Raw genomic sequence first — 17058 nt, 5'->3', positions numbered from 1 at the left:
CCTGCAATACAGCGTAAGCGCGCTCCGCACCGGCGAAGCCGGGAGAACCCGGGAGAACCCGAGAGATGCCCGGTGCGGAGCATTACGCTCGGGTCCCATGACTGACCAGCACCCTGAGCCGCACGCATCCCAGAGCTTCGAGACCCTCGCCATCCACGCGGGACAGGAGGCGGACCCGCTTACCGGCGCCGTTGTCCCGCCGATCTACCAGGTCTCCACCTTCAAGCAGGACGGGGTGGGAGGTCTGCGCAACGGTTACGAGTACAGCCGGTCCGCCAACCCGACCCGGACCGCCCTCGAACAGAACCTGGCAGCCCTTGAGGGCGGTAGCCGCGGCCTCGCCTTCGCCTCCGGCCTGGCGGCCGAGGACTGCCTGCTGCGCGCCCTCCTCACCCCCGGTGACCACATCGTCATCCCGAACGACGCGTACGGCGGAACGTTCCGCCTGATCTCCAAGGTCGTGGAGCGCTGGGGTGTCCAGTGGTCGGTCGCCGACAGCTCCGACCCGGAGGCGGTACGGGCCGAGATCCGCCCCAACACGAAGCTGATCTGGGTCGAGACTCCCACCAACCCGCTCCTCGGCATCACCGACATCGCCGTGATCGCCGACGTCGCACGCTCGGCCGGGGTGCGGCTCGTCGTGGACAACACGTTCGCGAGCCCGTACCTCCAGCAGCCGCTGGCGCTGGGCGCGGACATCGTCGTGCACTCGACCACGAAGTACATGGGCGGCCACTCCGACGTCATCGGCGGTGCGCTGATCACCTCCGACGACGGCCTCGCCGAGGAGCTGGCGTACCACCAGAACGCGATGGGCGCCGTCGCCGGGCCCTTCGACGCCTGGCTGGTCATGCGCGGCACCAAGACCCTGGCCGTGCGCATGGACCGGCACTGCGAGAACGCCTCCCGGCTGGCCGAGCTGCTCACCTCCCACCCGAAGGTCGCCCAGGTCTACTACCCGGGGCTGCCCGAACACCCGGGTCACGAGATCGCCGTCAAGCAGATGCGCGCCTTCGGCGGCATGGTGTCCTTCCGCGTCGCGGGCGGCGAGCAGGCGGCGATCGACGTCTGCAACCGCGCCGAACTCTTCACGCTGGGCGAGTCGTTGGGTGGCGTCGAGTCGCTGATCGAGCACCCGGGACGGATGACGCACGCCTCGGTCGCCGGTTCGGCGCTTGAGGTGCCCGCCGACCTGATCCGGCTGTCCGTGGGCATCGAGTCCGCCGACGACCTCGCCGCCGACCTCACGCAGGCGCTGGGCTGATCCCCCTTCCCCTCCGTACGTCCGTACGCGCGCACGTGCGTGTGTGTGCCGTGCGGACGCCTGCGGACACCCGCGTACGGCATCGCACCCGGGTGCCGTACGCGGGTGCCGTGCGCGCCGTGCGGGCGGTCCCTACGCGCGCGCCCGTACGGGTGCCCCGCACGGGTGCGGGATTCCCACGCCCGTGCTCGCACCTGTCCTCGGCACTGCACCTGTACCCGTACGCGTATTCGTACGCGTACGGGTGGGTGGAGAGGATGGCGGCAGGCAGGCCAGGGGCCCTGCCTGCCGCCACCGGTGAACCGCTCCCGTAAGCGCTCTCGGGGCCTGCCTCCTACAAGCCCTCCAAGGGCGGCGTGGTCTTCATCGGCGGGGTGGCCCACGGTTCGGTGACCGCCGCCCACACCACGAAGACGATGAGCGCGGTGATCAGCAGCGTCCACGTCACCGCCCGCACAGCCCGGCGCCTGCGCAGACTCCTGTGTCCGCGTGCCGCGGCCCGCTCCGCCAGATCCACCGGCACCAGGGGCTGCGGTTGCGCGTCCAGCATCCGGCGGACCTCGTCCTCCTTGCGGTCCAGCGGGCTCATGACGCCGCCGGTCCCGGCCCGGTAAGCCGTTCCGGTTCCGTACGCGATCCCTGGCCGGTGGGTGATCCCTGACCGGTACGTGATGGCGGTCCCGTAGACGGTGCCTGGCCGGTACGCGGGTCCTGCGCCGTACGTGATGGCGCCTCCCGGGCGGCGGCCGCGGCCTCGTACGGGGCGCGGCCGCGCATCGTCGAGATGGCTCGCGCGCAGATCGCGCGGACCCGGTCGGTGGGCAGCCCGAGCGTGGCGGCCGTCTGCTCCTCGGCGACCCCCTCGTGCAGCCGCAGCACGAGCACCAGCCGTTCCTGCGGGGTGAGGCGCGCCAGCAGCCCGCCGGCCGGCTCCGCCCCGGCGGTCGTACCCGTACGCGCAGTGGTCGCACCCGTAGTCGCCGGGGCAGTGGTGGGGGGAGGCTCCGGACGCCGATCGCGGGACCGGTGGCCGCCCCAGGGGACGTACCAGTGGCCGTACCAGTGCGCGGGGCGGCTCCGGTCCGGGTGCCGGTGCCGCCAGGCGTTGTGCGCGAAACGGGCGGCCAGCTCCTGGCGGGTGCGCTCGTACGGGTCCTCGCCGCGCAACTGGTCCCACTGGGCGTACGTGCCCGCCAGGGCGGCGGTCAGCAGCCGCTCGGCGGCCTCGCAGTCGTCCGGCGGTTCGCCGGTGAGCAGCGTGGCGGCATGCAGCAGCCGACCGCCCGCCCCCGCGACGAATGCCTCGAATTCCCGGGCCCGGCGGCTGTCTCGTGCTGCTCGCCGCTTGCGCACAGTGCCTCCCGTGTCCGTGAGAACACGTCCCCTTCAGGACACGCCAGCGAGGCCGCCCGGTCAAGGGTCCGGCACACTCGGCGGCTGCGGGCGCGGCTGCGGCGCACTGGGGCACCGGACTGCGGCAGGCGCGACCGGCGGCTTCCTCGGCACCGGGCCGCGTTGCGGGGGCGCTGCGCCGCCGCCCGCCGCTGTGGCACCTGTCCAGGACCGGCCGCCGGGCCGGGCAGCCGGGTCGGCCGGGGCGCGACCTCGCGAGGGCTGCCGGGGTCAGGAGGTCCTGGGAGCCACCTCGGGCCCGGAGGCTCCGTGGACGACGGAGAGCGCGTCGTTGAAGCGGGTCAGGAGCGTGCAGAAAGCTTCACGCTCGTCCGCTGTCCAGTCGTCGGTCACCAGCGCCATCAGCTCGCGCCGTGATGACCGGACCTCCTCCAGGCGGGCCTTGCCGCGCGGGGAGAGCTGGAGGACGACCGCGCGGCCGTCCTCGGGGTGCGAGGTGCGTTTGACCATGCCGGTGTCGACGAGGGGCGCGACCTGCCGGGTGACGGTGGAGGAGTCGATGCCCATGCTGAGGGCGAGTTTCTTCACACCCATCTCGCCTTCTTGATCAAGGCGGTTGAGGAGGAGGTAGGCGGCGCGGTCCATGGAGTTGCGGGCCTGTCCGACGCCACCGAGGCGCGTCTGTTCCGCGCGTCGGGCGAAGACCGCCACCTGATGTTGGAGAGAGTCGAGAACGCCGGTCTCTTCCGGCGCCGGGCCGGGGGTTGTCCCCCGGGCCGCTGTGGCAGTCGTCATGTCCGAATGGCTGGGCATGGCCTGGGGCTCACTTCGTGCGGTGGTCTGAAGGATGGGGGACAGAGTACGCGGCCCAGCCGCTGCCCGTACCTGTGCTGCGTAAAGCAGTGCGAATGGGGCTGCTGAGCTGGGTGCGGGCGCCGCTGCTGGGACGAACTGGGAGACTTGGGGCCATGGCTCCACGAGTTGATGACGAGGACGGGCCCACGGCCGCGTCCCGGCCCGATATCACCCAGGTGACCGGTCCCGCGAGCGGTCCCGGGGTTGCTACGGGTGGTCACGGAGGTGCTGCGGGCGGTCACGAGGGCCCCGTGGGCGGCCAGGGAGCAGGGGAGGCGGTGACCCTGGACTCGGTACGGGAGGCGCAGAAGATCCTGTCCGGAGTCGCCCGGGCCACCGCGCTGGAAGGCAGCCGCTTCCTGACCGGACTGATCGGCTCACCGGTGCATCTGAAGTGCGAGAACCTTCAGCGCACCGGATCATTCAAGGTGCGCGGCGCGTACGTGCGCATCGCCGGACTCTCCCCGGAGGAGCGGGCGGCGGGCGTCGTCGCGGCGAGTGCGGGCAACCACGCGCAGGGCGTCGCACTGGCCGCGTCGCTGCTGGGTGTGCGCTCGACCGTGTTCATGCCGGAGGGCGCGCCACTGCCGAAGGTCGCCGCGACCCGGGAGTACGGCGCTGAGGTGCGGTCACGCGGCCAGGTCGTGGACGAGACGCTCCGCGCGGCGCAGGAGTACGCGCGGGAGACGGGTGCGGTCTTCATCCACCCCTTCGACCACCCCGACATCATCGCGGGTCAGGGCACCGTGGGTCTGGAGATCCTGGAGCAGTGCCCCGAGGTGCGCACCATCGTGGTCGGCGTCGGAGGTGGCGGCCTGGCGGCGGGGATCGCCGTGGCCGTGAAGGCGGTGCGGCCCGACGTACGGATCGTGGGCGTGCAGGCGGCGGGCGCGGCCTCGTTCCCGCCGTCGCTGGCCGCCGGGCACCCGGTGTCACTCGATCAGCAGTCCACGATGGCGGACGGCATCAAGGTCGGGCGGCCGGGTGAGGTGACGTTCAAAATCATTGGCGATCTTGTCGACGAGATTCGTACGGTGTCTGAAGACGCGCTGTCGAGTGCCCTGCTGCTGTGCCTGGAGCGGGCGAAGCTCGTGGTGGAGCCGGCCGGGGCGAGCCCCGTCGCAGCCCTGCTGTCGGAACCGGAGGCGTTCGAGGGGCCGGTGGTCGCTGTGTTGTCGGGCGGCAATGTGGACCCGCTGCTCCTCCAGCGGATTCTGCGCCACGGCATGGCGGCGGCGGGCCGGTATCTCTCGTTGCGGGTGCGGCTCACCGACCGTCCCGGGGCGCTGGCTTCGCTCCTCGGGGTGTTGTCAGTGGCCGACGCTAACGTGCTTGACATCAGCCACGTCAGGACCGATCCACGCCTTGGCCTCACCGAAGCGGAAGTGGAGCTGCACCTGGAGACGAAGGGGCCTGGGCATTGCGCCGAGGTGGCGGCGGCGCTACGCGAAGCGGGTTACACCGTCATGCCGTGAGCCGGGCCGTTCTCACCAGGCGCGTTGATCGCGGCGAACCTAAAATTCGTACATCAGCACGTGAACCCCTGGGAGAACATCCATGCCAGGTGCCATATACGCCGAAAGTCTGGTCAAGACCTTCGGCGACGTAAGGGCTCTGGACGGCGTCGATCTCGACGTTCCGGAAGGAACCGTACTTGGCCTGCTCGGCCCCAACGGCGCGGGCAAGACGACTGCGGTACGGGTGCTCACCACCCTGCTGCGCCCCGACAGCGGCAAAGCCGTCGTCGCGGGCATCGACGTACTCAAACGCCCCAACGACGTACGCCATGTCATCGGCCTGTCCGGGCAGTTCGCCGCCGTGGACGAGTATTTGACAGGCCGTGAGAACTTGCAGATGGTCGGCCAGCTCTACCAGCTGAGCGGTCGTGACGCCAAGAAGCGCGCGACCGAGCTGCTGGAGCGGTTCAACCTCGCCGACGCGGGTGACCGCACAGCCAAGACCTACTCGGGCGGCATGCGGCGCCGCCTCGACCTCGCGGCGGCCCTGGTCGTGAGCCCGCCCGTGATGTTCATGGACGAGCCGACCACGGGCCTCGACCCGCGCAACCGGCAGGCGCTGTGGGGAATCATGCAGGAGCTGGTCGCCGGTGGCACCACGCTGCTGCTCACCACGCAGTATCTGGAAGAGGCCGACCAACTGGCGCACGACATCTGCGTCGTTGACCACGGCAAGGTCATCGCGCGCGGCACCTCCGACCAGCTCAAGGCCCAGACAGGCGGTGAGCGCGTCGAGGTCGTCGTCCACGACCGCGAGCATCTGACCACCGCGACCGAGGTGCTGCGCGGCTTCGGCAAGGGCGACACGAGCGTCGAGGACCACACCCGCAGGATCACCGTTCCGGTCACCGGCGGCGCCAAGCTGCTGGCCGAGGTGATCCGCGAGCTGGACGCGCGGGGCATCGAGATCGACGACATCGGCCTCCGCCGCCCTACCCTCGACGACGTCTTCATCTCGCTCACCGGCCACGCGGCCGAGAGGGATGACGGCAACGGAGACGAGGACGGGGCCGGGAACGCGGAAGCGCGGATAGCGGACGGGAACGCGGACGCGCGTGAAGACGCGCGCGAGGACCGGCCAGGGGCCGACGCCAGGGCCGGGGCCGGGGCCAAGGTCAGGGCCGGGCGCGAAGACGGAGCCGTGCGAGACAGCGCCCTGGAAGACGCGGGCCGGGGCAGCAGCCAGGACGCGAGCGAGGAGACCGCCACGTGAGTACCACCACCAGCGCCATCCCCAAGGCGGCGCCGATCCCCTCACGCGGGGGCATAGCCCAGCCGGTCCGTGACTCCCTCGTGGTCGCCAAGCGCAACCTCATCCGGATGGTGCGCATCCCCGAGGTGGTGATCTTCGGGCTGATCCAGCCGATCATGTTCGTGGTGCTGTTCGCCTACGTCTTCGGCGGCGCCATCCCCGTCCCCGGCGAGCCGGGCAACGATCCCGCCGTCTACCGCGAGTACCTGATGGCGGGCATCTTCGCGCAGACGGTCACGTTCGCCACGGCGGGCGCGGGCGCGGGCATCGCGGAGGACATGCACAAGGGCCTCATCGACCGGTTCCGGTCGCTGCCCATGTCGCGCGGCGCCGTACTGACAGGCCGGACGCTCGCCGACCTGGTGCAGACCACACTCACCATGGTGGTGCTGGTCAGCGTCGCGCTGATCATCGGCTGGCGGGCACACGACGGCATCCCGAAGGCCCTCGCGGGCATCGGCCTGCTGCTGCTCCTCGGCTACGCGTTCTCGTGGATAGGCGCCCTGATCGGACTGACCGTACGGACCCCGGAGGCGGCGACCTCGGGCGGACTGATCTGGCTCTTCCCGCTGACGTTCGTCTCGAACGCCTTCGTGCCGACCAAGAACATGCCGACGTTCCTGCAGCATGTCGCCGACTGGAACCCCTTCAGTGCGACCGTGCTGGCCTGCCGTCGGCTGTTCGGCAACCCTGGCGGGCTGCCGTCCGACGCCTGGCCGATGCAGCATCCGGTGTGGGCCTCGGTGCTCTGGTCGATCCTGATCATCGTGCTCTTCCGGACCCTGGCAGTCCGCAAGTACCGCTCGGCCACCGCCTGACACTCCCCGCCGCCCTCTCTGGCCACAGAGAGGCCCTCCGGACCCAGAGGCTGCCTCCGGCCGCAGGAGGCCCCTCCGGGCCCGGAGGGGCCCTCCAGCAGGCGGGAAGCCGGGGAACGGGCCCGGTGCCTCCTGGGTCCTCACAGCCCCGGAGACGGGGGCTCGCGGCCCGGAGCGGGCGTCGCCGTGGAGAGGTGGGGGTGTGCGGGGTGCGCTCACCTCGCGGGGGACGGCTCCGTACCGAGAGGCGCCGCAGCCCCGAAACGCAGCCCCGAAACAGTGGAACCCCCGACGTGGGACGTCGGGGGTTCCACTGTTTCCCGCGTGTTCCCGCGTGTTCCCGCGTTCCTACGCGTTCCTGCGTGAGGGCTTCTCTGCCGTGCGTACGACCCGGTTTCGCCGTGGAGCGCCGAAGCCGGGCGGCCGCCGCATACACGGCTGGCCGACGTACGCAAGGGCTCTCTGAGCCGTCTACGCCGCCTGCACCGCCTACGCCGTCGGCGCGGTCTACGCGGACGTAGGCCGCGCGTCGTAGTAGCCGAGGGCCTTCACTCGGGCCTCAGGGCAGCAGACTGCCCTGAGGCCCGACTGCCGGGGGCGCGGCGAGCGCGCTACCGGAGTCGGGAACGCGCGGCTGCGAGCCGGGCGCGCGGCTGTGCGGGGCCGGGTGTCGCGCTCAGCCCCGCCGGGCTCGCGTGCGGGAGCTCAGGCCTTGTACGGCTTGGCCTCAAGAATCTTCACCGAGGCCGTGCGGCCGTTGGGCAGCTCGTACTGCGCCTGCTCGCCCACCTTCTTGCCGGTCACACCCTTGCCAAGGGGAGACTGCGGCGAATACGTCTCGACGTCCGCGCTCGCGTACTCGCGGGAGGCCATCAGGAAGGTGAGCGTGTCGTTGGGGTCGTCGTCGAAAGCGATGGTCACGACCATGCCGGGCTCGACGACACCGTCGTCCGCAGGGGCCTCGCCGACCTTCGCCTTCTGAAGCAGCTGGGTCAGCTGGCGCACACGGAGCTCCTGCTTGCCCTGCTCTTCCTTGGCGGCGTGGTACCCGCCGTTCTCCCGCAGGTCACCCTCTTCGCGGGCAGCCTCGATCTTCTTCGCGATCTCGACACGTGCGGGACCCGACAGGTACTCCAGCTCGGCCTTGAGCTGGTTGTACGCCTCCTGGGTCAGCCAGGTGACGTTGTCGCTGGTCTGGGTCACAGGTGCTCCTCGTCGGTGCTGGGGGGCAAATGAACGCCCTCCTCAGAAGGGTGCGCCTTCAAAGGTGGGCGAAACCACGAGCCTAACAATTCCGTCCGGAAACGGGGAGGAGTGAAGGGCGCTTATGCGTAGGATTCGCGTCAATGAGGGGTGTCTACGCGGTCACGTGGGCCCGCCCGGGCGTGTCAGGAGCCGGTGGGCCGGGGCTCGGCTCAGTTGCCGGACGCCTCTTTGCACTCCACCAGTTCCGCGTTGGTCGCGAGGTTCGTCGTGCGGAGCGTCACGACCTCGTCGATCTGCTTCTTCCGCTGGTCGAAGGTGAAGTCCTTGCGGCCGACCTCGGCACCGTCCTCGGACTGCGACCGCACGGTGCACACCGCCGTCATGCCCTCGCCCTTGTGTACCTCCAGGTGCACCTCGACGGCGTCGGGCGAGATGACCTTGAAGGCGACCACCCGGCCGTTGACGTCCTGGTCGGTGACGTAGCCGTAACCGATCCAGGCGATAACACCGAGTAGTGCTGCCCCGAGCACCGCACCGATGATCTTCAGCTTCCGGTCCGCACGCTCGTCAGCGGAGCGCCCGTAGCGTCCGTCTGGCCGCGCGTCGCGCACCGTAGCCATGATCACTCCTCCTGGTCGGATCGCTGGCTGGATATCGGAATTATTCCAGCCCAGCTTCGGTCACTATAGGAGGCGTTGACTTTGACCAAGGACTGAGGATCGAGTCTTGACTGAGCAGCTGCGACTGATGGCCGTGCATGCCCACCCCGACGATGAGTCGAGCAAGGGTGCGGCCACCATGGCCAAGTACGTGTCCGAGGGGGTGGACGTGCTGGTCGCCACCTGCACGGGTGGTGAACGAGGCTCCATCCTCAATCCCAAGCTCCAGGGTGACCCTTACATCGAGGCGAACATCCACGAGGTGCGCGCCAAGGAGATGGACGAGGCGCGCGAGATTCTGGGCGTCAAGCAGGAATGGCTTGGCTTCGTCGACTCCGGGCTGCCCGAGGGCGACCCGCTGCCGCCGTTGCCTGAGGGCTGCTTCGCGTTGCAGGACGTCGATGAGGCCGCCGGGGCGCTGGTGAAGCTGATCCGTTCGTTCAAGCCGCAAGTGATCACCACGTACGACGAGAACGGTGGCTACCCGCACCCCGACCACATCATGACCCACAAGATCAGCATGGTGGCGTTCGACGCTGCGGGGGACCCGTCGAAGTACCCGGAGGCGGGCGAGCCGTGGCAGCCGCTGAAGCTCTACTACAACCAGGGCTTCAACCGGCCGCGCACGGTCGCGCTGCACGAGGCACTGCTTGAGCGCGGCCTTGACTCTCCGTACGGGGAGTGGCTGGAGCGCTGGAAGCAGTTCCAGAAGCGCGAGCGTGAGCTGACGACGTATGTGCCGTGTGCCGAGTTCTTCGAGATCAGGGACAAGGCGCTGATCGCGCACCGGACGCAGATCGACCCCGACGGCGGCTGGTTCCGGGTCCCGATGGACATCCAGCGGGAGGTCTGGCCGACCGAGGAGTACGAGCTGGCGAAGTCGCGCGTGGGCACCTCCCTCCCCGAGGACGACCTCTTCGCGGGCATCCGCCACAATTGAGCCCATGATGACCGCGACTAGCACCCTCGCCATGACTCACGCGTCTCCGGTGTTCGAGCTCGCCAAGGAAGTGGACGACAACAAGGTCACTCCTGGCGTTCTCGGCTTCATCGTGTTCGCGGTCATCGGCGCTGCCGTGTGGCTGCTGATGAAGTCGATGACCAAGCACATGAAGATGGTCGACTTCGACGAGGGCCCGGCCGACGGCGATGCCGCCGCCGGGACCGACGCGAAGGCCGGCCGCAATGCTGCCGACGCGTCGGAGGACCAGGCCCCGGCCGCCGCGGGTGGCACCAAGGGCGAACGCAAGTCCTGAGCGTCCTGAGCCGCGCGCCGAGCGGGTAACCAGCCCGGCCGGGTTTGGTGGGTACCGGGCCGGCCCGCCCTGGCCCGGTTTGGCCTGGCGTGGTCCGGGCCGAGCTTGTCTTCTTCCCCTCGCGTGGTCCGGGCCGACCTGGCCTGGCGTGGTCCAGCCCGGTCCGCCCTGGCCGAAGCAGGGCGGGTGCCGGCACCCGCCCGGTGGGCGCGGGGGCCGGCCCCGGCCTGATCTGACTCCGGGTGAGAGAGCCGACTCGGCGCTGCCCCGCGCGCTGGTGCCTGCCTTGACCGCCCGCGGAGTGTGGGCGGCGGGGTGCCGGGGGCTCCGACTTGGGCCCGGACGGTGGGGCGAGAGGCCGCCGTCCGGGGCTACGGCTTGTCCGGCTGTATTCGGCGGGGCAGCACCGACATGACCTCGCGGGCGTGGCGGCTCGGCACCATACCAAGCCGCCACGCCTGCCAGCCGGTCTCCGGTTCCACGCCACGCTGGAGCACCAGCGCGAACGCCTCCGCGTAGCCCTCCAGTGACGGGTCGCTGGCCCAGTCCGCTTCGCGGAGCTCCGTCAGAAGTCGCGCCAGCTCCTCCTGCGCGACCGCCACGCCGATCACCGAACCGCCCGCCGAGGCGAACGGGAGCAGGGTGCAGCGCAGGAACCGTGCCCAGCTGTCGCCCCGCCGGTCGCCGAAGCCCGCGAACAGCTGCGCCGCCTCGTCGGCCAGCTCCAGGGCCTGCTGGGCGCGTCCGTTCCCGCCGTCTATCACTGCCAGCTCAAGGCACGACCACGCCTCCCCATGCGGCACCTCGACGCGGCGGAAGTCCTGCCGGGCGTCTTGCAGCAGCTGTCGGGCGAAGCCGCTGTTGCGCAAGGAGCCGGTCTGCGTGGCCCGCAGGTCGCGCGTCACCCGCGCCGAATGATGCCGTGCGCACGCCAGCCCGTACACGTCCCGCATCCGGCTGAACATGCTCCGCGCGCGCTCCAGGTCCCGTAGCGCCGCGTCCTGATCGCCGCGCTCTTCCAGAGCCTGCCCCAGGTAGTACAGGGTCCAGGCCTCGCCTCGCGCGTCCTCGTTCTCCCGGTGCCGGGACAGCGCCTGGCGCAGCTGGCCGACGGCCGATGCCGGATCGCGGTCGACCAGCCGGGCGCGGGCCAGCTGGGTGAGCGCCCAGGCCTCCCCTCGGTTGTCGCGGGTGCGCCCGTACGCCCCGAGGGCTTCCCGCAGCTCCCGCTCGGCTCCCTCGACATCGCCCATCCGCAGGCACACCTGGCCCAGCTGGAAGTGCGCCCACGCCTGGCCGTGCACGCTCTCGCCCTCGCGGTGCAGTTCCAGGGACTCGTGCAGCAGCTCAAGGGCCTTCGCGATGCGGGCCCGGTCGCGCTCGACCGCCGCGAGCGCGTGCAGCGTCCAGGCGCGGTCCGCCCGGAACTCGGAGCCAGTCTGCAGCGCCAGCGCCTCATGCAGCTTGGCCGCCGCGTCCGGCAGATTGCCCTGCTGCTGCAGCGTGATCCCCAGGTCGCGCAGCGCGCGAGCGGCGCCCGCCGGATGCTGCGCCTCGAAATAGAGATTGACCACCGAGGACAGGGTCGTGCGCGCCTTGTCCAGCTCACCGAGCTGGCGGGCGGCGACACCCGTACGCCACTGCACCGACCGCACGAGCAGCCCCTGGTTGGCTGCCTTCGTCAGCTCGCTCAGCTCACCCAGCCGGTACAGATCACCGCGCAGCAGGCAGTAGTCGCACAGCGCGCCCAGCAGATGCAGGACCGCTGCCTGGTCCACGCCCTCGTCGGCGTGGCGCAGCGCCGCCGTGATGAAGCTGGACTCGTCGTCCAGCCAGCGCAGCGCGGCATCCAGCGAGCTGAAGCCATGGCCCGCCGCCGCTCCCGAGGTGAAGGCGTGGTCGGCACGGGTGGAGGTGTTGCCGTCCACGAGACGGATCACGGAGTCCGCCAGCTCCGCGTAGCTGCGGATCAGCCGTTCCTGGGCGGCGCTGCGCTCGGCGGGTTCCTCCTCGTCGAGCAGGCGCGCGTGGGCGAAGGCACGCACCTGGTCATGCAGGCGGTAGCGGTTGCCGCGCACGTACTGGAGGAGACCGGCGCGGGCGAGGGCGTCCAGCTGACGCCCGGCTGCCCGCTCGTCCGTCGCCAGCAGCGCGGCGGCAGCGGCGGCGCCCAGGCTTGCCCGCCCGGCCAGGGCCAGCCGCCGCAGCAGTAGTCGGGCGCCCTCCGGCAAGTCGGTGTAGCGCAGCCGCAGCACGCGCTCCACGGGGTCCACCGGGCCGTACGCCTCCAGGTCGGCGACGAGTGCGTCGGGTGTGCGCGAGCCCAGCGCGGACCCCGTGACGCGCAGCGCGAGCGGCAGTCCGCCGCACAGCTCCCCGAGCCGCTCCATGGACAGCGCGTCATATGGGCCAGGTCCCTTGCCCGGCTCCGCCTCGGGGGCCTGCTCGGCGGCGGCCCGCAGCAGTTCCTCAGCCCCCGAAGTGTCCAGCGGGCCCACCGGAAGCTCATGCACCCAGGCCGCCACGTCGGGCGGCAGAGCGAGCGGGGCGCGTGAGGTCACCAGAACGAGGCTGTCGGACCGCTCGGGGATGAGGGTGCGGACCTGCTCCGCGTCGGACGCGTCATCGAGAACGATGGTGACCGGCACCGCGGTGAGGTGCTTGTGATACAGCTCGATGAGCCGCTTGAGGTGCTGCTCCTGTGTGCTCCGCTCGCGGAAGAGCAGCTGGTCACGGGGCGCGCCGAGCCGGTTGAGCAAATGCAGCAGGGCGTCGCGCGTCGGCAGCGGGGACTCGCCTCCGGCGTCGGGCATGACAGGGCGCGGGCTGTCTCCCCGCAGGTCCACCACGCACGCCCCACGGAACTGGTCCCGCAGCTGATGCGCCGCGCGCACAGCGAGGGTGGTCCGGCCCGCGCCGGGCGGACCGTGGAGCAGCACGACTGTGGGCTTGGTCTCTGTGCTCGCCCGCGCCTGGTGCACCCATTGCGCGATCTGGGTGAGCTGGGCCCGCCGCCCCGTGAACGGGCCGTCAGCCTCGGGCAGGTGGTGGAAGGACTGCTCCAGGACGCTGCGGCGACGGGCGGCCGCGCTGCGGTCCGCGCCGCGCAGCTGGGGCGCGCGCGAACCAGGGTCGGGGCGGCGCTGACCGCTGACCCGGTCCCCGACCCGGCTGCCGCCTCGGGACGCGGCGGTAGTCATCCGGTGCTGGTCGAGGAACGGCCGGATGCCGCGCACCTCAAGCGTCGTCAGCCACTGGAGTCTCAACTGCTCGGGGCCTCCTGGCTGGTTGCGCGTCCCGGCCCGCCGGTGCGAAGCGGGCCAGTGGCCGGCGGTGAGCTTGGCGACGGTGGCCGCTGACCCTGCCACAGCGACGGACACGCCGACACCGAGCGCTGTCCCCGCCGATGTGCCGTATCCGAGGTCCATACCGAAGGCTGTGGCCGCTGCCACCACGGTGACCAGCGCTGGAGTGCCCAATCGCTGCCGGGAGAGCCGACGGGACAGCGGGATCTGACCGGCGTCCGCCTCGTCCAGGGCACGGGCGTAAGCGCCGTACTCCTCGGCCGCTGTCGCCGCGATGTCGTCCAGCGCGGCCCGCGCCCGGCTGAGCAGCACCGAGCCGTCCGTCCGCCCTCCCGAGCGCCGCACCTCTTCCTCGACAGCGCGCGCCAACAGCCGCTCCGCTTCCGTACGGTGGCTGTCGCGCAGCACGGCCAGTGAGCCCGGCATGTGTTCCCCCTTCAGCAGAGACCGCTCCCTGCGTCACGTGGTGTTCAGTGCTGTATCCCGCGTTGTGTCCGTGTCCCGTCCGTCTCGTGCCTCGGCCGCGTTCCGATGAGCGTTCTAAGTCTTCCCCGTCTTCGGCATATCCGTTAGACCTGTGGATAACTCCAGACGGCTCGGCCTGTGGATAACTTCCGGATCGGCCAGGGTGAGGGAGTATGGGCCCTATGCCGAACCGCCTGGCGAACGAGACGTCCCCGTACCTCCTTCAGCACGCCGACAACCCGGTCGATTGGTGGCCGTGGTCCGACGCCGCGTTCGAAGAAGCGCGCCGTCGTGAGGTGCCCGTCCTGCTGAGCGTCGGATATTCAAGCTGTCACTGGTGCCATGTGATGGCTCATGAGTCCTTCGCGGACGACAAGCTCGCCGAATTCCTCAACGCGCATTTCGTATCGGTGAAGGTGGACCGCGAGGAGCGGCCCGACGTCGACGCCGTATACATGGAAGCGGTGCAGGCCGCCACCGGCCACGGCGGCTGGCCGATGACGGTCTTCCTCACACCCGAGGCCGAGCCGTTCTACTTCGGCACCTACTTCCCGCCCCAGCCCCGGCACGGTATGCCGAGCTTCCAGCAGGTGCTTGAGGGTGTCAGGAGCGCCTGGACGGACCGCCGCGAGGAGGTCGGAGAGGTCGCCGGGCGGATCGTGCGCGAGCTCGCCGGGCGCTCCCTCGCCTACGACGCGCCCCGGCCGCCCGCCGAGGCCGAGCTGCACGCCGCGCTCATGGGCCTGACGCGCGAATTCGACTCGGTGCACGGGGGATTCGGCGGCGCCCCCAAGTTCCCGCCGTCCATGGCGCTGGAGTTCCTGCTGCGGCACCACGCCCGCACAGGCTCCGAGGCCGCGTTGCAGATGGTGCGGGCCACCTGCGAAGCCATGGCCCGTGGCGGCATCTACGACCAGCTGGGCGGTGGCTTCGCCCGGTACTCCGTCGACGCCAGCTGGACCGTGCCGCATTTCGAGAAAATGCTGTACGACAACGCGCTGCTCTGCCGCGTCTACGCCCACCTGTGGCGGGCCACCGGGTCCGGCCTCGCCCGCCGCGTCGCCCTGGAGACGGCGGACTTCCTCGTCCGCGAGCTGCGCACCGAGCAGGGCGGCTTCGCGTCCGCCCTCGACGCGGACAGCGCCGTCCCCGACGGGCGGAAGGACCCGCAGGCGGAGGGCTCTGGGGGAGAGAGCGCTGGGGGAGAGGGCGGCAAGCACGTCGAGGGCGCCTTCTACGTGTGGACACCCGAGCAGCTCCGCGAGGTACTGGGGGAAGCGGACGCGGCGCTCGCCGCCGGCTACTTCGGAGTGACACGGGAAGGCACCTTCGAGGAAGGCGCGTCCGTGCTGCAACTGCCCGACGGGCAGCCTCCGCTGGACGCCGACACGGTCGTCTCCGTGCGGCGCCGCCTGCTCGCCGCCCGCGAGGAGCGCCCGCGCCCCGAGCGCGACGACAAGATCGTGGCCGCGTGGAACGGCCTGGCCATCGCCGCCCTCGCCGAAACTGGCGCCTACTTCGAGCGGCCGGATCTGACAGAGGCGGCGGTGGAGGCCGCCGACCTGCTGGTACGTCTGCACATGGACTACCAAGGCCGCCTTGCCCGCACATCGCGCGACGGCGTGGCGGGCCCCAGCGCGGGCGTCCTGGAGGACTACGCCGACGTCGCCGAGGGATTCCTGGCCCTCTCATCGGTGACCGGCGAGGGCGTATGGGTGGAGTTCGCCGGTCTGCTCCTCGACACGGTGCTGCGGCACTTCACCGGCGCGCAAGGCACGCTGTTCGACACGGCCGACGACGCCGAGTCGCTGATCCGGCGCCCCCAGGACCCCACCGACAACGCCGTCCCCTCCGGCTGGACGGCAGCCGCCAACGCGCTCCTCTCCTACGCGGCCGTCACAGGGAGCAGCGAGCACCGCGAAGCGGCCGAGCGCGCGCTGGGGGTCGTCACGGCGCTGGCGGCTCGCGCTCCCCGGTTCATCGGCTGGGGGCTGGCCACCGGAGAGGCGATGCTCGACGGGCCACGCGAGGTGGCCATCGTCGGCCCGTACGACGACCCGGCGACGCGGGCCCTGCACCGTGCCGCCTTGCTGGGAACCTCACCCGGCGCGGTCGTCGCGGTCGGCGAACCCGGCGGGGACGAGGTGCCCCTGCTGGTGGACCGGCCGCTGCTGGACGGCCAACCGGTGGCGTATGTCTGCCGGAACTTCACCTGCGACGTGCCGACGGCCGACCCGCAGGCGCTCGCGGCCTCCCTGGGAAGCGGACACCACGACTCGCACGAAGATCACCCAGAGCCCGGGGAATGAGGGGAGGACAAAGCTCGGGGGGCGAGGTGCGTCAGGAGCGGGGCGTGGTGCCTCGTGCAGGAGCCGTCGGCTGGACGCGTGGCACCGTCAGTCCGCGCACGAGGACGTCCAGGGTGCGGTCGAGGAGTTCTTCGAGGTTGCCGGTCTGGCCCTGGTCCACCCAGTACATGACGGTCTCCTGAAGCGAGGAGAGGACGGCCACGGTGATCACGCGGAGTTCGAGATCGTCGGTGGGCTTGCCGGAGCGCTCGGACAGGACGCTGCGGATGATCCGGCTGGACTCCGCCTGTGACTCCGCCATCCGGCCGCGGATCGCCGGGACGTCCCGAATGAGCCGGGTCCGCAGGGCGAGGTCGTCTCCCTCGGTCGCCATGAGTTCGTGCAGCGCGCCGACGAGAACCTGGCGGATGGACTCCACCGGTGGTTCGTCGATGGGGCGTCGCCGTAGCGCTTCTTCGATCAGCGGGTCGTACTCGTCGGTCAGGACGATGTCTTCCTTGGTGGGGAAGTAACGGAAGACAGTGCTGGGCGAGACGTCGGCGGCGTCGGCGATCTGGTCGATGGGGGTCGCGTCGTACCCCTGCTCAGCAAAGAGCCGGTAGGCGGCGTGGCGGATGGCCTGCCGGGTCTGGATCTTCTTCCGCTCGCGGAGCCCGAGCTTGGGGGCGGGCCCGGCTCCCAGTGTGGGGACGGTCTCGCGCTCCGCGGCGGATGAGGTACGTGCTGAAGCCATGACCCTTATTGTCGGCCATCGTCCTGGGAGCTGGCCACGATGCCGCGCGCGTCACCACTGCTCCCG

Annotated in this window: 14 protein-coding genes; 7 read left to right on the top strand and 7 right to left on the bottom strand. The window is 70.9% G+C overall.

The features are described from left to right. Positions 1 to 97: 97 nt before the first annotated feature. On the top strand, positions 98 to 1264 hold the full coding sequence (locus AC5P1B_RS18165; protein ID WP_493888310.1) for a cystathionine gamma-synthase: 1167 nt from the start codon (positions 98 to 100) through the stop codon (positions 1262 to 1264). A 334-nt stretch (positions 1265 to 1598) separates the two neighbouring features. On the opposite strand, the gene AC5P1B_RS18160 is transcribed toward AC5P1B_RS18165, so the two are convergent. From AC5P1B_RS18160 to AC5P1B_RS18150, 3 genes are all read right to left on the bottom strand, one after another. Continuing rightward, a complete protein-coding gene (locus tag AC5P1B_RS18160) occupies positions 1599 to 1853 on the bottom strand; it encodes a hypothetical protein (protein ID WP_493888309.1) in 255 nt (84 codons plus the stop codon). Next, the gene (locus AC5P1B_RS18155) at positions 1850 to 2617 is read right to left on the bottom strand and encodes a sigma factor-like helix-turn-helix DNA-binding protein (protein WP_493888308.1); all 768 of its coding nucleotides are present in this window, start codon (positions 2615 to 2617) and stop codon (positions 1850 to 1852) included. Before AC5P1B_RS18155 ends, AC5P1B_RS18160 begins: the two co-directional genes overlap by 4 nt. Before the next feature lie 270 nt (positions 2618 to 2887). Beyond that, positions 2888 to 3412, bottom strand: a complete 525-nt coding sequence (locus tag AC5P1B_RS18150; RefSeq protein WP_493888307.1) for a MarR family winged helix-turn-helix transcriptional regulator — start codon at positions 3410 to 3412, stop codon at positions 2888 to 2890. Positions 3413 to 3585: 173 nt separating this feature from the next. Between AC5P1B_RS18150 and ilvA the strand changes: the two genes are divergently transcribed. The 3 genes from ilvA (at position 3586) to AC5P1B_RS18135 (ending at position 7059) form a co-directional block, all read left to right on the top strand. Next, entirely contained in the window at positions 3586 to 4947 is a 1362-nt protein-coding gene (gene ilvA, locus AC5P1B_RS18145; protein ID WP_493888306.1) for a threonine ammonia-lyase, read from the top strand. A gap of 82 nt (positions 4948 to 5029) precedes the next feature. Then, a complete protein-coding gene (locus AC5P1B_RS18140) occupies positions 5030 to 6202 on the top strand; it encodes an ATP-binding cassette domain-containing protein (RefSeq protein WP_493888305.1) in 1173 nt (390 codons plus the stop codon). Continuing rightward, positions 6199 to 7059, top strand: coding sequence for an ABC transporter permease (locus AC5P1B_RS18135; protein WP_493888304.1), 861 nt, complete (start codon positions 6199 to 6201; stop codon positions 7057 to 7059). Before AC5P1B_RS18140 ends, AC5P1B_RS18135 begins: the two co-directional genes overlap by 4 nt. A 705-nt stretch (positions 7060 to 7764) precedes the next feature. On the opposite strand, the gene greA is transcribed toward AC5P1B_RS18135, so the two are convergent. Then, positions 7765 to 8262 carry a transcription elongation factor GreA gene (greA, locus tag AC5P1B_RS18130; protein WP_493888303.1) on the bottom strand — a complete coding sequence of 166 codons (498 nt, stop codon included), beginning with the start codon at positions 8260 to 8262 and terminating at the stop codon, positions 7765 to 7767. A gap of 212 nt (positions 8263 to 8474) precedes the next feature. Beyond that, a complete protein-coding gene (locus AC5P1B_RS18125) occupies positions 8475 to 8885 on the bottom strand; it encodes a DUF4307 domain-containing protein (protein ID WP_493888302.1) in 411 nt (136 codons plus the stop codon). A 106-nt stretch (positions 8886 to 8991) separates the two neighbouring features. On the opposite strand from AC5P1B_RS18125, the gene mca reads away from it, so the two are divergent. Next, positions 8992 to 9864, top strand: a complete 873-nt coding sequence (gene mca / locus AC5P1B_RS18120) for a mycothiol conjugate amidase Mca (protein WP_493888301.1) — start codon at positions 8992 to 8994, stop codon at positions 9862 to 9864. A gap of 7 nt (positions 9865 to 9871) precedes the next feature. Then, a complete protein-coding gene (locus tag AC5P1B_RS18115) occupies positions 9872 to 10180 on the top strand; it encodes an RAMP4 family protein (protein WP_493888429.1) in 309 nt (102 codons plus the stop codon). 371 nt (positions 10181 to 10551) lie between these two features. Here AC5P1B_RS18115 and AC5P1B_RS18110 read toward each other — a convergent pair whose 3' ends face one another. Beyond that, positions 10552 to 13911, bottom strand: a complete 3360-nt coding sequence (locus AC5P1B_RS18110; RefSeq protein ID WP_493888300.1) for a tetratricopeptide repeat protein — start codon at positions 13909 to 13911, stop codon at positions 10552 to 10554. Positions 13912 to 14132: 221 nt separating this feature from the next. Here AC5P1B_RS18110 and AC5P1B_RS18105 point away from each other — a divergent pair, with 221 nt between their 5' ends. Continuing rightward, complete coding sequence (locus AC5P1B_RS18105; RefSeq protein ID WP_493888299.1) at positions 14133 to 16259, top strand: thioredoxin domain-containing protein; 2127 nt, start codon at positions 14133 to 14135, stop codon at positions 16257 to 16259. Positions 16260 to 16290: 31 nt separating this feature from the next. On the opposite strand, the gene AC5P1B_RS18100 is transcribed toward AC5P1B_RS18105, so the two are convergent. Next, on the bottom strand, positions 16291 to 16992 hold the full coding sequence (locus AC5P1B_RS18100; RefSeq protein ID WP_493888298.1) for a TetR/AcrR family transcriptional regulator: 702 nt from the start codon (positions 16990 to 16992) through the stop codon (positions 16291 to 16293). Positions 16993 to 17058: the final 66 nt, after the last annotated feature.

The organism is Streptomyces sp. A01, from assembly GCF_059026195.1.
The sequence above is the reverse complement of the archived record's forward strand: the minus strand, read 5'-3'. Positions and strand labels throughout refer to the sequence as shown.